10 protein-coding genes are annotated in these 13,992 nt (G+C 63.9%); 8 read left to right on the top strand and 2 right to left on the bottom strand.

What is annotated here, in order from left to right:
* The 5 genes from KW062_RS15920 to KW062_RS15940 all read left to right on the top strand — a co-directional run bounded on the left by KW062_RS15920 (window position 1) and on the right by KW062_RS15940 (window position 9,022).
* Window positions 1–1,578, top strand: a complete 1,578-nt coding sequence (locus tag KW062_RS15920; RefSeq protein WP_105754262.1) for a VWA domain-containing protein — start codon at window positions 1–3, stop codon at window positions 1,576–1,578.
* A complete protein-coding gene (locus KW062_RS15925; protein ID WP_256350785.1) occupies window positions 1,575–2,891 on the top strand; it encodes a BatD family protein in 1,317 nt (438 codons plus the stop codon). Before KW062_RS15920 ends, KW062_RS15925 begins: the two co-directional genes overlap by 4 nt.
* Window positions 2,888–3,907, top strand: a complete 1,020-nt coding sequence (locus tag KW062_RS15930; protein WP_105754264.1) for an HAD family hydrolase — start codon at window positions 2,888–2,890, stop codon at window positions 3,905–3,907. Before KW062_RS15925 ends, KW062_RS15930 begins: the two co-directional genes overlap by 4 nt.
* Window positions 3,908–3,961: 54 nt before the next feature.
* Complete coding sequence (locus tag KW062_RS15935) at window positions 3,962–6,481, top strand: fused MFS/spermidine synthase (protein WP_105754265.1); 2,520 nt, start codon at window positions 3,962–3,964, stop codon at window positions 6,479–6,481.
* Window positions 6,482–6,661: 180 nt separating this feature from the next.
* On the top strand, window positions 6,662–9,022 hold the full coding sequence (locus KW062_RS15940) for a tetratricopeptide repeat protein (protein WP_105754266.1): 2,361 nt from the start codon (window positions 6,662–6,664) through the stop codon (window positions 9,020–9,022).
* Between the two features lie 126 nt (window positions 9,023–9,148).
* Here the strand turns inward: KW062_RS15940 and KW062_RS15945 are convergent, their stop codons facing one another.
* Window positions 9,149–9,634, bottom strand: a complete 486-nt coding sequence (locus tag KW062_RS15945; protein WP_105754267.1) for a DUF934 domain-containing protein — start codon at window positions 9,632–9,634, stop codon at window positions 9,149–9,151.
* Window positions 9,631–11,304 carry a nitrite/sulfite reductase gene (locus tag KW062_RS15950; protein ID WP_105754268.1) on the bottom strand — a complete coding sequence of 558 codons (1,674 nt, stop codon included), beginning with the start codon at window positions 11,302–11,304 and terminating at the stop codon, window positions 9,631–9,633. The genes KW062_RS15945 and KW062_RS15950 overlap by 4 nt, the downstream gene beginning before the upstream one ends.
* 264 nt (window positions 11,305–11,568) lie before the next feature.
* Here KW062_RS15950 and ccoN point away from each other — a divergent pair, with 264 nt between their 5' ends.
* The 3 genes from ccoN to KW062_RS15965 all read left to right on the top strand — a co-directional run bounded on the left by ccoN (window position 11,569) and on the right by KW062_RS15965 (window position 13,992).
* Window positions 11,569–12,996, top strand: a complete 1,428-nt coding sequence (gene ccoN / locus KW062_RS15955; protein WP_105754269.1) for a cytochrome-c oxidase, cbb3-type subunit I — start codon at window positions 11,569–11,571, stop codon at window positions 12,994–12,996.
* A gap of 15 nt (window positions 12,997–13,011) precedes the next feature.
* Window positions 13,012–13,221, top strand: a complete 210-nt coding sequence (locus tag KW062_RS15960; RefSeq protein WP_105754270.1) for a CcoQ/FixQ family Cbb3-type cytochrome c oxidase assembly chaperone — start codon at window positions 13,012–13,014, stop codon at window positions 13,219–13,221.
* A gap of 78 nt (window positions 13,222–13,299) precedes the next feature.
* Window positions 13,300–13,992 carry an aspartate/glutamate racemase family protein gene (locus tag KW062_RS15965; protein ID WP_105754271.1) on the top strand — a complete coding sequence of 231 codons (693 nt, stop codon included), beginning with the start codon at window positions 13,300–13,302 and terminating at the stop codon, window positions 13,990–13,992.

Here is a 13,992-nt window from a genome sequence, read left to right on the forward strand (position 1 = left end):
ATGGAGATCAACCTCAGTGACTTTCACTTTCTGCGCCCGGCCTGGCTGCTGCTGGCGCTGTTCGGCGCGCTGCTGCCCTGGCTCTGGCGGCGCAGTCGCGACCTGCAACGGCACCTGCGCGGGACCATCGCCCCGCATCTGTTGCCACACCTGCTGATCACTCCCGACGATCCCAATCGCTGGCGCCCGGTGCACCTGACCTGCGCGCTGCTTGTGCTCGGCGCGGTAGCCGCCGCCGGGCCGACCTGGGAACAGGATCGCCCGGACTTCCTGGAAAACCGTGCGCCGCTGATAGTCGCGGTCGACCTGTCGCCGTCGATGGACGCCAGCGATGTCGCCCCCACCCGCCTCGAAGCCGCCAAGCACAAGCTCCACGATCTGCTGCAACGGCGCAGTGGCGCGCGCACTGCGTTGCTCGCCTATGCCGGCAGTGCACACCTGGTGTTGCCGCCTACCGATGACCCGGCGCTGCTCGACAGCTTTATCCAGGCCCTCGCCACCCAACTGTTGCAGAAACCCGGCAAGAACGTCGCGGCGGTGATCGACCAGGCCAAAACCCTGCTGCAGGCGGAGAAGACCCCGGGCACCCTGCTGCTGATCACCGACGGCGCCGACACCGGGCAACTGGCGGAGCTGGATAAACACCTGGACGACAGCCCGCTGCAAGTGCTGGTGCTGGCCGTGGGCAACAGCGCCGGCGGCGTGATCACCGACGCCAACGGCCAACCCCGAACCGACAGCAATGGTCGGCCGGTGCTGGGCAGTTTCGATCAGGCAGCACTCAAGCAACTGGCCTCGACACTCGACGCCCCACTGGGCAGCCTGACCCTTAACGACGACGATCTGGACTGGATCGAACTGCATGCCCAGCAGCATTTCCAGAGCGCCAGCGCCGAGCAGCAGCAACTGCACTGGAAAGACGCCGGCTACTGGCTGTGCTGGCCGCTGCTGCTGTTGGCCTTCCTCGCGGTGCGGCGCGGCTGGAGTCTGAACTGGACCGCCGCCCTGCTGCTCGGGGTCGGCCTGGCCGGACAGCCGGCAGACGCCGAGGCCAATGCTCTGACCGATGCTTTTTTCAGCGCCGACCAGCAGGGTCGCTGGGCCTTCGAACATCAGCATTTTCCGCAGGCGGCGGCGCTGTTCGAGGATCCGTACTGGAAAGGCATTGCCGCCTACAACGCCGCTGACTTTGACCTGGCGCTGGCTACATTCGCCCACCTCGATACACCGCAAGCCTACTTCTACCTGGGCAATATTTACGTGCGTCGCTTCAAGTTCGACGCCGCTATCGCCGCCTATACCCAGGCCCTGAAACTGCAACCGCGGTTCCCCGAGGCCACTGCCAACCTCGCACTGGCCCAGGCGTTGCTCAAAGACACTGAAAGCGCCGAACAGAACGCGCCCGAAGTCAAACCCGACGAGGTCAAGTACGACAAACCGGCCGGCAAGGGCCAGAGCAAAGCGGTGCAGACGCCACAGGCGGCATCCGATGCGCAATGGCTGCAGAACCTGACGACCTCGCCGGCGAAGTTTCTCCAACAGAAATTCCGTATCCAGGATCAGGAGGGCCAACCATGAAAACCCTATTGATCATTGGCGGTCTGCTGCTCGTTCTATCGGCGACTTCGGCCACGGCGGCCGAACCTGATCTGCGGGTGCAGGCAAGCCTGCAACCCGCCAAGCCGGTGATGGTCGGCGGTCTGGTGAGGTTGCAGGTGGAAGTGCTGACCGACACCTGGTTCACCAGCGCCCCCAGCCTGCCGGAACTCAAACTCGACGGCGCGCTGGTCATGCCCCCCAACGGCGAGTCCGAGCACACCACGCAGACCCTCGACGGCAAATCCTACTCGGGCATGCGTTACAGCTACCTGATCACCCCCAATCAGGCCCAGGCGTTCGACATTCCGGCGTTGACCGTACGGGCGACGCCGGGCCAGGCCAGCCAGGCACTCAGCGCGCAAAGCCAGCCCCTGCAGTTTCGCGCCGAGCAGCCGCCGGGATTCGCCCCGGGAGAACCGGTGCTGGTCGCCCAGGGCCTGCGCCTGACCCAGGTGATCCAACCGTCGACCACCCCACTCAAGGCCGGTGACAGTCTGACCCGGCAGCTCACCTTGCAGGCCGACGGTGCCCTGGCCATGGCCTTGCCGGCGCCTCAGCTGGGTGACGTCGAGGGCCTCAAGCGTTACCTGAAAACCCCGCAGGTCAGCAATCTCGACGATGGCCGTGGGCATCTGAATGGCGGGCAGCGCATCGACGCTGCGACGTATCAGGTCCAGCGCCAGGGCCATTACAGCCTGCCGGCGATTCAACTGCGTTGGTGGGATGCGGCGGCTGGGCAAATACGGGTGGCGGAAGTGCCGGCGGTGACCTTCGAGGCCGCGGCCAATCCCGGCTATAAACCGGTATTCTCGATTGCCGAAGACCTTGAGCGACTGGGCCAGAAGGGTCGCCTGCACCTGTCGCGGCACGGGGTGCTGTGGACGGCAGGACTGTTGCTGGTGGTGATTGCCGGTTACCTGCTCAGGCCCTGGTGCCAACGCGGCTGGCGCGCATGGCGGGCGCGCCGTCAAGCCCGGCATGCCGCCTGGCTGTTGTCCGCCGACTACGCCTGGGAGCAGATTCCCGGACAACTGCAAGGCCAGCCGCCGCAGTTAAGTGCCCTGTATCTGTGGGCGCGCCGCAGCGGAAAAGGGCTGGCCATCGGCGTTCTCGGCGGTTCGGTACAACAGCTGCTGCGCCGCCGATACACGCGCGAAGCCGACGATCAGCAAGCTCTGACGCAGTTCAAGCCAACGTTGACTACGCTACAGGCTCAGGTCGCCGCACAGCGCGCAACCGAGCCCCAGGCCTTGCGTCCACTCAATCCACGTCACGAGAAGGATCACTCATGAACTCACTGAACGTCCGCTACCAGCGTCACGGCCTGAAGTTGCTGCTGGCCTTGGCGCTTAGCCTGCCATTGCTGGCCAGCGCGGCCGATGTTTTGCCTTCGTGGAACGACGGGCCGACGAAAAAGAACCTCATCGAATTCGTCGAGGCGGTGACCACCCAAGGCTCGAAGGACTACGTCAAGCCAGAGGAACGGATTGCCGTGTTCGATAACGACGGCACCCTGTGGAGCGAGCAACCGATGTACTTCCAGGTGCTGTTCGCCCTGGAAGAGGTCAAGCGCATGGCGCCCCAGCATCCGCAATGGAAAACCGAGCAGCCCTTCAAGGCGGTACTGGAAAACGACCATCAGGCACTGGCCGCCAGCGGCATGGACGGCCTGATGAAGATCATCGGCGCGACCCACACCGGGATCACCACCGCCGCCTTCATGGACAACGCCAAGACCTGGCTGAGCCAGGCCCGTCACCCGAAAACCGGCAAACCCTACACCGAGATGATCTTCCAGCCGATGCTGGAAATGCTCGACTACCTGCGCAGCCAGGACTTCAAGACCTACATCGTCTCCGGCGGCGAAGTCGAGTTCATGCGCGCCTTCGCCGAGCAGGTCTACGGCATCCCGCCGGAGCAGGTGATCGGCACCACCTTCGCCACTCAGTTCCAGCTCAACGGCAACGACGCCTCGATCCTGCGCCTGCCCAAGCTCGCCCATAACGATGACGGGCCGGGCAAACCGGAGAGCATCCAGCAGGTAATCGGTCGGCGCCCGATCCTCGCCTTTGGCAACTCCGACGGTGACCTGCAGATGCTGCAGTGGACCGCAGCCGGGCCGGGTAAACGCTTCATGGGCCTGGTGCATCACACCGACGCCAAGCGCGAATGGGCCTATGATCGACAGTCAAACATCGGCCGCCTGGACAAAGCGCTGGATGAAGCCAACAAGCGCGGCTGGAGCGTGGTCGACATGAGCAAAGAATGGAAGCGTATTTACCCATTCGACGCCCCTTCCACCGAGTAGCCGCAATAGTAGTATTCAGCAGCTCTCTTCCCGGTCCTGTACAAGGCAATGCCCATGTCTTCACGTGTCGCCAGCAAGTCGTCGGCCATTCCCGCCTCTCACACCCACGCCCCTGCCCTGTTGATCCCGGCCCTGCTGCTGGTGGTCTCGGGGGCAGCGGCGCTGGTCTATCAGGTGCTGTGGATCAAACAGTTGTCGTTGGTGGTGGGGGTCGAGGTGTACGCCATCACCACTGGCATCAGCGCCTTCTTCGCCGGCCTGGCCTTGGGTGGCTGGCTGTTCGGGCGCCTGGCCGACCGCTTGCAGCGGCCGTTGCTGCTATACGCCGGGCTGGAAGTGCTGGTGGCGCTGCTGGGCGTCGGCGCAACGCTGGGGATGAGTCTGGCCGCCGCGCCATTCGCCTGGCTGGAACAGCAGATCGGCCTGGCGGCCTGGGGGCTGCCGTTTGCCCTGGTGGGTTTGCCGGCGGTGCTGATGGGCGGCACCCTGCCGGTGCTGGTGCGCGCGCTGGCGACGGATCCCCGGCATTCGGGCAAGGCCGGCGGCCAGTTGTATGCGGCGAATACCTTGGGGGCCATCGCCGGAACCCTGCTGGCGGCCTTCCTGCTGATTGCCACCCTGGGGGTGCGCGGCAGTGCAATTTTCGCCGCCATGCTCAACCTGTTGGCGGCCGCCGGTGCGCTGCTGTGGTTTCAACGCCAGGGCCCGGTACCCGCTGAATCAGCGTCAGCTAAAGTCGTAGCGCCTGCCGCGCCGGCGCGTCTGGCGCTTTGGCTGTACGCGATTGCCGGCGGCGTGGCGTTGGGCTATGAGGTGGTCTGGTCGCAGTCCATCGTGCAATTCATGAGCACCCGCACCTATGCCTTCGCCGTGGTGCTGGCGACTTACCTGCTCGGCCTGTTCCTCGGCAGCGTGTGGATGGCCCGTCGGGTTGAGCGGGTGCGTGATCCCTGGGGCTTGTTCGGCTTGTTGATCGCCGCTGCCGGGCTGCTGGCCTTGCTGGAGGTGGCGCTGCTCGGGCGCTGGCTGGTGTTGCTACAAACCCAGGGCGAAGCCGTCGCGCTGGCCCTCGGCGCCAGCGAACTGGCGGCGATGAGCGTGCGTTTCGCCGTGGCCGCGCTGTGCATCGTGTTTGTCCCGACCTTGCTGCTAGGCGCAGCCTTTCCCTTGGCCCTGCGCCTGTGCGTGGGCCAGGATCGGGTGGGCCGGGATGTCGGGGCGGTCGTGGCGTTCAACACCCTGGGCGGCATCATCGGGGTCATGCTCTGCGGGTTCCTGTTGATTCCGCTGCTGGGGTTGGTGCGTACCCTCGGGCTGCTGGCGCTGATTGCTGCAGCGGTCGGGGTGATCGCCATCAGCCAAGGTCGAGCGCTCAACAAAGGCACGCGCCAAGGCGTGATCGCGGTCGCCGTCCTCTCGCTGGGCGTCGCCGTGCTGACTCCGGTCGACAAGCTGGCGAGCCTGCTGCCGGGCGCACGCAATGGTGAATTGGCGTTTTATCAGGAGGGCCGTGGCGGCACCGTTGCGGTGGTCACCCAGGGCAAACAGCCACGTACCTTCCAGCGCCTGTATATCCAGGGCGTGTCAAACACCGGCGATGCCATGCCATCACTGCGCTACATGCGCATTCAGGCCCTGCTGCCGCTGTTGATCCATAACGGTGAGCCGCGCTCGGCGCTGGTGATCGGCTTCGGCACCGGCATCACCGCCGGTGCCTTGCTGCAATACCCTGGACTCGAGCAACGAGTGGTCGCCGAACTGTTGCCGGCGGTGGTGCAGGCCGCGCCGCTGTTCAAGGGCAACTACAACGCCGGGGCCAACCCGGCCCTCGATGTGCGCCTGCGCGACGGTCGCCAGGAACTGCTGCGCAGCGAACAGCGTTACGACCTGATCACCCTGGAGCCTCCGCCGCCCTCGGCCGCGGGCGTAGTCAATCTGTACTCCCGGGACTTCTACCAATTGGCAGCGCGACGTCTCGAAGCCAAGGGGCTGGTCGCGCAGTGGCTGCCGTTGCCGACGCAGAACATCGACGACTCGCGGGCCCTGGTGCAGAGTTTTCTCCAGGTGTTCCCCTACGCCAACGTCTGGACCAGCGAGTTCCACGAAATGTTGCTGGTGGGCTCCCTCGAGCCGATTGAACTGGACGCCGCGCGCATCAGCCAGCGCTATGCCCAGGACAGCGTGCGCAACGCCTTGCAGGAGGTCGGGGTGAGTTCGGCGCCGGCGCTGCTGGCCACCTGGGTCACCGATCGCCTGGGTTTGCAGCAGTTTGCCGGCCAGGCGTTGGCGGTTACCGATGACCAGCCGCGCATTGAATACGCGCCCTGGGTGCGAGCCAAGGAGATCAGCCGGGTACTGCCCGCCCTGCTCGACCTGCATCGCCCGCCGCCACTGCTCAACGCCGATCCGGCCTTCAGCGAGCGAATGAACGTCCACCAGCAACGCCTGATGCAGTTCTATCGTGCCAGCCTGCATGCCTACGACGGCGACCGCCAGGCCTGGGCCCGGGATATACGGGAGGTGATGCGTGGGGATTCGGCGAATCCGTATTATCGGTGGTTTGTCGGGGAGTAAGCGATGTGCAGTTGGTGCGGGGCTTGAGACCGCGTCGATTTCTTCGCTGCGATGGGGCGTCCCGACAAGCCAGCGAAGGCGACCGCAAAGCCCCCACAAAAATCAGGATGACAGCGCCCCGCTCAACCGTTACAACCTCATGCTGTAGACGCTCATCGCCTCTGGACCATGGAAGTCGCAATGCCGATCACTAAAAACAAAAACACCCAGCCTGACCCTGATTCCCAACCAAACCCGATGTCCCGCTATCTGTTTCCCGCCACCGCCGCCCTGCTGTTGCTGATAATGGCCGGGTTGGGCTGGTTTCTGCTCGCCAGCAAACCCAGCCCCGCGCCCTACGTGGCGCCCAGCGTTGCCGTCGCTCCGGCGCCCAAGCCCGCGCCTGCAGCGGCACCCTTGCCACCCGCGAGCATGGTCGAGGAGCAGCAATGCCAGGGCTGCCACAGCGAACAGGTCAAGGACTGGCAAGGCTCCCATCACCAGTTGGCAATGCAGGTCGCCGATGCGCAGACAGTGCTGGCCGACTTCAATGACCGCAGCTTCAAGGCCGAGGGCGAGACAACCCGGTTTTTCCGCAAGGACGATGCGTTCTGGGTCAACACCCCGGGCACCGATGGCAAAAATGCCGACTTCAAAGTGGCCTACACCTTCGGTGTCGCACCCTTGCAGCAGTATTTGGTCGAAGTCGGCGAAGGCCGCCTGCAAGCCCTCGGCGTGGCCTGGGATACCGAGAAACACCGCTGGTTTCACCTCTATCCGGGTCAGGGCGTGACCTTCAAGAACCCGCTGCACTGGAGCAAGCCGAGCCAGAACGCCAATTTCATGTGCGTCGAGTGCCATACCACCGGCTTCAAGCGCAACTTCGATGCCGCCAGCAACAGCTTCGCCAGCCAGTGGAACAGCCTGGGGGTCGGCTGTCAGGCCTGCCACGGCCCGGCCTCGAATCACTTGCAATGGAGCGCGAAAAAAACCGACCTGATCCATGCCGGCTTCGACGTCGACCTCAAGGACCGCAACGCCACCACCGAAATCGAGACCTGCGCCCGCTGCCACTCCCGTCGCGCGCCGCTGGGGGATGGCTACACCGTCGGCAAGCGGCTGATGGACGACTACCTGCCCAGCGTGCTGACCCGCGAGCTGTATGCGCTGGACGGCAAGATCAAGGACGAAGTGTTCGAGCACGGCTCGTTCCTGCAGAGCAAAATGTTCGACAAGGGCGTGCGCTGCAGCAATTGCCACAACCCCCACAGCACTGAACTCAAGGCCTCCGGCAACGGCGTGTGCCTGCAGTGTCACAACACCGCGGGCAAGACGGCCGTCGAAGGTGTCGACGGCAAGGGCCTGCTAGCGAAAAACTACGATTCCATCGAGCACACCCGCCACACCATGGGCCAACCGGGTTCGCAGTGCGTCGATTGCCACATGCCCGGCAAGTTCTACATGGGCAACGACTTGCGCCATGACCACAGCTTCAGCATTCCCAATCCCGAACGAGCGAAAAAACTCGGCACCCCGGACGCCTGCCTGACCTGTCACCAGGGCAAGGCCGGCGACAAGGTCACCGAGCAGTTCAAGCTGTGGAACACCCACCCCGCCGCCCAGGCGCCCCGATACGACGAGAGTCTGTGGCAAGTGCGCGGGGGTCAGCCGGGTGCCGCGCAGGTGCTGTATGAACAGTTGCAGCGCAGTAACCTGCCGGCCATCCAGCGTGCCACCTTGCTCGGTGAACTGCCGCAGTACCCCAGCGAGCAGGCGCTCAAGCTGGCCAGCAAGGATCTGGCGCACCCTGAGCCGCTGGTCCGCGAAAGCGCGATCCGTGCGGTCAGCGCCTTCCTCCCGACACCTGAGCGTGTGTCCCTGTACACGCCGCTGCTCAGTGATCCGGTCAAGGCCGTGCGGATCGCCGCCGCCCGTGATCTGCTGAGTGCTGCCAACAACCTGGGCAGCGCGCGGGCCAATTGGCAGGCGGCAATCGACGAGTACGAACAGGTGCAGTTGAGCCTGGCCGAGCGCGCCGAGGCCAATCTCAACCTGGCGATGCTGTATCAGGCCAGTGGTCGCAGCACCGAGGTCGAGCCGCGTTTGCGGGCGGCGCTCAAGCGTGACGGCGATTTCTACCCGGCGCTGGTGACTCTGGTGCAGTGGCTGGAATCCCAGGGGCGTACCGCCGAGGCCCAGGCATTGCTGCTGCAAGGTCTCAAGGAGCATCCGGATGCGGCGCTGCTGCAGCATACCCAGGGCCTGGCGCTGATCCGCGCCGGAAATCGCGAGCAAGCCATGCAGGCCCTGCGAGCTGCGGTGAAGCTTGAGCCGCAGAACGCGCAGTACGGTTATGTGCTGGCCGTGGCCCTGCATGAGCAAGGCAAGCTCGACGAGGCCTGCGCCTTGCTGGAGAAACTGATCGAGCAACAGCCGACCAACCGCAGCGCGCGACTGGCGCTGATCCAGTACTACCTCAACAGCGGCCAGGAACCGAAGGCCCAGGTGTTGTTGCAGGGCTGGAAGAAGCTCAATCCGGGGGATCCGGCGTTGAAGGGGTAAACAACCTGTAGGAGCGAGCCTGTTCGCGATTAGGCCGGCACATTCAACATCTGCAGCGCCTGACACTCTGCAATCGCGAGCAGGCTCGCTCCAGGGTTTTGTGTTCGATCACAAGATCTTTGCGCCCTACCCCCGCCGCCGAAACAGCGGCCGGGGTTCGATGACCGAGCGTCCGTACTGCACGCTCATCCCGGCCAGGCCCTTGAGCGCATCCTCGGGGCATTTGTCGGCGCGTACGACGAAGGCATCGAAGCCGCATTGGCGCATGTGGCTGAGCTGGTCGCGTAGCACGTCACCGATCGCCCGCAGCTCGCCGGTCCAGCCCAGGCGGGTGCGCAGCAGATAGGCCTGGCTATACGCACGGCCATCGCGAAAGTCGGGGAACTGCAGGGCAATCAGCGGCAGTTGGGCAAGCCAGGGCGTGAGGCTTTCGACCTCGTCATCCGGACCCAGCCACACCCCGTGCTCGCTCGAAGCCTCCTGCAGCCACAGTGCCAACGGCAGCAGCAACGGCCCTTCGCTCCGCTGCGTCTCGGCCGTATCAATCATGGTCCAGCGATCCTCCCGGTCCAGCTCCGCCACTCCATGGCGCCAGCGCAGCAGATTATTCATGCCACACCCTCCACGGCTTTCGTGTAAACCCGCTCCTTGAATGGCTCCAGGCCAATGCGCTGCACGGTGTCGACAAACAACTCTTCCGGCTCGCGATAGCGCACGAAGGTGGCGATGATCTGCTCGATCACCTCTGGCACTTCGGCGGCACTGAACGAAGGGCCAATGACTTTGCCCAGCGCGCTGTGCTTGCCCTGGGCGCCGCCGAGGGTGATCTGGTACCACTCGCTGCCATTTTTATCGACGCCGAGGATGCCAATATTGCCGATGTGGTGATGACCGCAGGCATTCATGCAACCGGAGATATTCAGGCTGATATCCCCCAGGTCGTGCAGATAGTCGAGATCGTCGAAACGGGCCTGGATACCCTGGGCAATGGGGATCGATTTGGCATTGGCCAGGGCACAGAAATCGCCACCGGGACAGGCGATGATGTCCGTCAGCAGACCCGCATTGGAACTGCCCAGCCCGGCCTCGCAGGCCAGGCGCCACAAGGCATGGAGCTGGGCCTTGGGCACATCCGGCAAGATGACGTTCTGCTCGTGAGCTATGCGAATTTCGCCGAAACCGAACTGCTCCGACCAGGCCGCCACCGCGTCCATCTGCCGATCGCTGACATCACCCGGCGGCGCAGCACTGCCCGGTTTGGTCGACAGCACCACGCAGGCATAACCGGGCACCTTGTGCGGCTGCACGTTACGCGCCACCCAGCGGGCAAAGGCAGGGTTGTCCGCCAGGCGCGTGCCGTGCTCCAGGCAGGTGTCGGCGAGTGGCGCATAACTCGGCGCAACGAAGGCGCTGGCGACCCGCTGGAACTCCTCTTCGGTCAACTGCGCAGGACCGTCCTTGAGGTGCTGCCATTCCTGCTCCACTTCCCTGGCGAACGCGTCGATCCCCAGGGCCTTGACCAGAATTTTAATCCGCGCCTTGTACTTGTTGTCACGCCGCCCGTGGCGGTTGTACACCCGCAACACTGCCTCGACGTAGGACAGCAGGTGCTGCCAGGGCAGGTCCTGGCGAATCTGCAAACCAAGGATTGGCGTGCGTCCCAGGCCACCGCCGACAATCACCCGCAGCAGCATCTGCCCGCTGGCGTCGGGGTAAAGGTAGAGGCCGATGTCGTGCATCATGATCGCCGCGCGGTCCTGTTCGGCGCTGCAGATGGCGATCTTGAATTTGCGCGGCAGGAACAGGAATTCCGGGTTGATCGTCGACCATTGCCGGAGGATTTCCGCCAGCGGTCGCGGGTCGATCAACTCGTCTGCCGCCACGCCGGCGAAAGCCTCGGTGGTGATGTTGCGCACGCAGTTACCGGAGGTCTGGATCGCATGCATCTCGACCTCGGCCAGGCGCTCGAGGATGTCCGGAACCTCGGCCAGTTCGATCCAGTTGAATTGCAGGTTCTGGCGGGTGGTGAAGTGCCCGTAGCCACGGTCGTAGTCCCGGGCGATCGCCGCCAGGGTGCGCATCTGCCGCGCACTCAAGGTGCCGTAGGGAATCGCCACCCGCAGCATGTAGGCATGCTTTTGCAGGTACAGGCCGTTTTGCAGGCGCAGCGGCAGGAACTCCTCTTCGCTCAGTTCGCCCGCCAGGTAGCGCTGCACTTGATCGCGGAATTGCGCGACCCGTTCAAAGACCAGGGCCCGGTCATAGTCATCGTATTGATACATGTCGCTACCTCATCAGCAGGATCGGGCTCTACGGCGCGTTCAAAAGGACGCTGACTATGGCGCAACGGCTCAGTGCGTTACAGATTCAGCTAAATCCGAAAAAACCATATCAGCCGCCTCCGAGTCGCAGCCAGCAAGCGAAATATCTGATCTGCATTTATGGCGTTTTTCTGAGCCTGTTTTGTTTCCGTCGGGTTTCCTAGAGTGCGGCCCATGCCTGGCCGGGTGGCCTGGCAAGACTTTGCAACCGTGGAAGCAATGACCATGAGCACAGCTACAATCGGGCAGGCCTATAACTACAAGGTCGTCCGCCAATTCGTCATAGCAACAGTGGTATGGGGTGTGATCGGCATGGCCATGGGCGTGTGGATCGCCTCGCAACTGGTGTGGCCGGAAGCCAATCTCGACTTGCCGTGGACCACTTTCGGCCGGCTCCGGCCGCTGCACACCAGCCTGGTGATTTTCGGCTTTGCCGGCAGCGCGCAGTTTGCCGCCAGCTATTACGCAGTGCAGCGCACCTGTCAGGTACGGCTGTACAGCGACAAACTCGCGGCCTTTACCTTCTGGGGCTGGCAATCAGTGATCGTGATCATGCTGGTGACCCTGCCGCTGGGCTACACCACCACCAAGGAATACGCCGAGATCGAGTTCAGCGGGGCGGTGTGGATGACCGTGGTCTGGGTGGCCTACGCCATCGTTTTTTTCACCACCGTGGTGCAGCGCAAGACCAAACACATCTACGTCGGCAACTGGTTCTTCGGCGCCTTCATCGTGGTGATCGCCATGCTGCACGTGGTCAATCACCTGTCGATTCCGGTGGACTGGTTCAAGTCGTACCCGGTGTATTCCGGGGCCACCGATGCCATGGTCCAGTGGTGGTATGGACACAACGCCGTGGGCTTCTTCCTCACCACCGGCTTCCTCGGGATGATGTATTACTTCGTGCCGAAACAGGTCGGGCGGCCGGTCTACTCCTATCGCCTGTCGATCGTGCACTTCTGGGCGCTGATCACCCTGTACATCTGGGCCGGCCCGCACCACCTGCACTACACCGCCCTGCCCGATTGGGCGCAGTCGCTGGGCATGGCGATGTCGCTGATCCTCCTGGCGCCGAGCTGGGGCGGGATGATCAACGGCATGATGACCCTCTCCGGCGCCTGGCATAAGCTGCGCACCGATCCGATCCTGCGCTTCCTGGTGCTGTCGCTGGCGTTTTATGGCATGTCGACCTTCGAGGGGCCGATGATGGCGATCAAGACGGTCAACGCCCTCTCTCACTACACCGACTGGACCATCGGCCACGTGCACGCCGGCGCCCTCGGTTGGGTGGCGATGATCACCTTTGGCGCTACCTACCACATGGTGCCGAAGATCTTCGGCCGCGAGCAGATGCACAGCATCGGCCTGATCAATGCGCACTTCTGGCTGGCGACCATCGGCACTGTGCTCTACATCGCTTCGATGTGGGTCAACGGCATCACCCAGGGCCTGATGTGGCGTGCGATCAATGACGACGGCACCCTCACCTACTCTTTCGTCGAAGCCCTGCAGGCCAGTCATCCGGGGTTCATCGTGCGTTTTGTGGGCGGGGTGTTCTTCCTCAGCGGCATGCTGTTGATGGCCTACAACACCTGGCGCACGGTGCGGGTTGCCGACGTGCGCCTGGCCGAACGTGAAGCGCAGATCGCCTGAGGCAAGGAGCCGAACATGATCGACATGCTGATGCTCGGATTCCTCTGGCTGGCCATCGAGTGCTGCCTGCGCCACCAGACCGGCGAAAGCCTGGAGGACGCCAGCCTGATTCCGTTTGCCGATGATCCCGAGGTCGCACGGCGGGTGGAGCAGGCCACTGGCAAGCGCATCGATGCGGTGGCGCCGGAGGTGGCGAAACCGGGTTGGGGGAATGTCGAGGCCTGAGCCTGGCCCTTGCGCATGGCAGGTTGACGGGCGACAGTGTGTGTCGCTCGTCAACCATCCAATCCAGGGAAGAATCGCATGCGCACCATCGGCCTTATCGGCGGCATGAGCTGGGAATCCAGCGCCGAGTATTACCGTTTGATCAACCAGCAGGTACGCGACCGCCTCGGCCCGCTGCGTTCTGCGCAACTGTTGATGCACAGCGTCGATTTCGGCCCGGTGGAACAGGCCCAGCACGCCGGGCGCTGGGACGATGCAGCGCAGATCCTGGTGGATGCCGCCAGTAGCCTGGAGGCCGGCGGCGCCGAGTGCGTGGTGCTCTGTACCAACACCATGCACAAGGTGGCCGGACAGATTCAGGCAGCGATATCCGTGCCGTTCCTGCACATTGCCGAGCCCGCCGGCGAGGCTGCGCTGGCCATCGATGCACGCACCGTTGGCCTGTTGGGCACAGCGTTTACCATGGAGCAGGACTTCCTCAAGGAGCGGCTGACTGCCCAGGGCTTGCAGGTGCTGGTGCCCGAGACTGAAGACCGGCAAGCCGTGCATCGGATCATCTACGACGAACTCTGCGTCGGCGTCATCAGCGATGCTTCGCGTGAGCGTTACCAGCAGGTGATCGAGGCCTTGGCCGCCCGCGGTGCCCAGGCAATCATTCTTGGCTGCACGGAAATCAGCCTGCTGATCAAACCCGAGCACAGCGAGTTGCCGTTGCTCGACACCACCGAGCTGCATGCTCGCGCGGCCGTGGCCTTTGCCCTCGGCGATTGA

The sequence above is a fragment of the Pseudomonas fluorescens genome, assembly GCF_019212185.1.
Lineage (GTDB): Bacteria > Pseudomonadota > Gammaproteobacteria > Pseudomonadales > Pseudomonadaceae > Aquipseudomonas.

What these genes read in the sequence shown, in the direction of transcription:
- KW062_RS15925 (WP_256350785.1), top strand. Translation starts at nt 1,575, where the DNA reads ATGAAAACCCTATTGATCATTGGCGGTCTGCTGCTCGTTCTATCGGCG.
- KW062_RS15935 (WP_105754265.1), top strand. Translation starts at nt 3,962, where the DNA reads ATGTCTTCACGTGTCGCCAGCAAGTCGTCGGCCATTCCCGCCTCTCAC.
- ccoN (WP_105754269.1), top strand. Translation starts at nt 11,569, where the DNA reads ATGAGCACAGCTACAATCGGGCAGGCCTATAACTACAAGGTCGTCCGC.
- KW062_RS15965 (WP_105754271.1), top strand. Translation starts at nt 13,300, where the DNA reads ATGCGCACCATCGGCCTTATCGGCGGCATGAGCTGGGAATCCAGCGCC.
- KW062_RS15920 (WP_105754262.1), top strand. Translation starts at nt 1, where the DNA reads ATGGAGATCAACCTCAGTGACTTTCACTTTCTGCGCCCGGCCTGGCTG.
- KW062_RS15950 (WP_105754268.1), bottom strand. Translation starts at nt 11,304, where the DNA reads ATGTATCAATACGATGACTATGACCGGGCCCTGGTCTTTGAACGGGTC.
- KW062_RS15930 (WP_105754264.1), top strand. Translation starts at nt 2,888, where the DNA reads ATGAACTCACTGAACGTCCGCTACCAGCGTCACGGCCTGAAGTTGCTG.
- KW062_RS15945 (WP_105754267.1), bottom strand. Translation starts at nt 9,634, where the DNA reads ATGAATAATCTGCTGCGCTGGCGCCATGGAGTGGCGGAGCTGGACCGG.
- KW062_RS15960 (WP_105754270.1), top strand. Translation starts at nt 13,012, where the DNA reads ATGATCGACATGCTGATGCTCGGATTCCTCTGGCTGGCCATCGAGTGC.
- KW062_RS15940 (WP_105754266.1), top strand. Translation starts at nt 6,662, where the DNA reads ATGCCGATCACTAAAAACAAAAACACCCAGCCTGACCCTGATTCCCAA.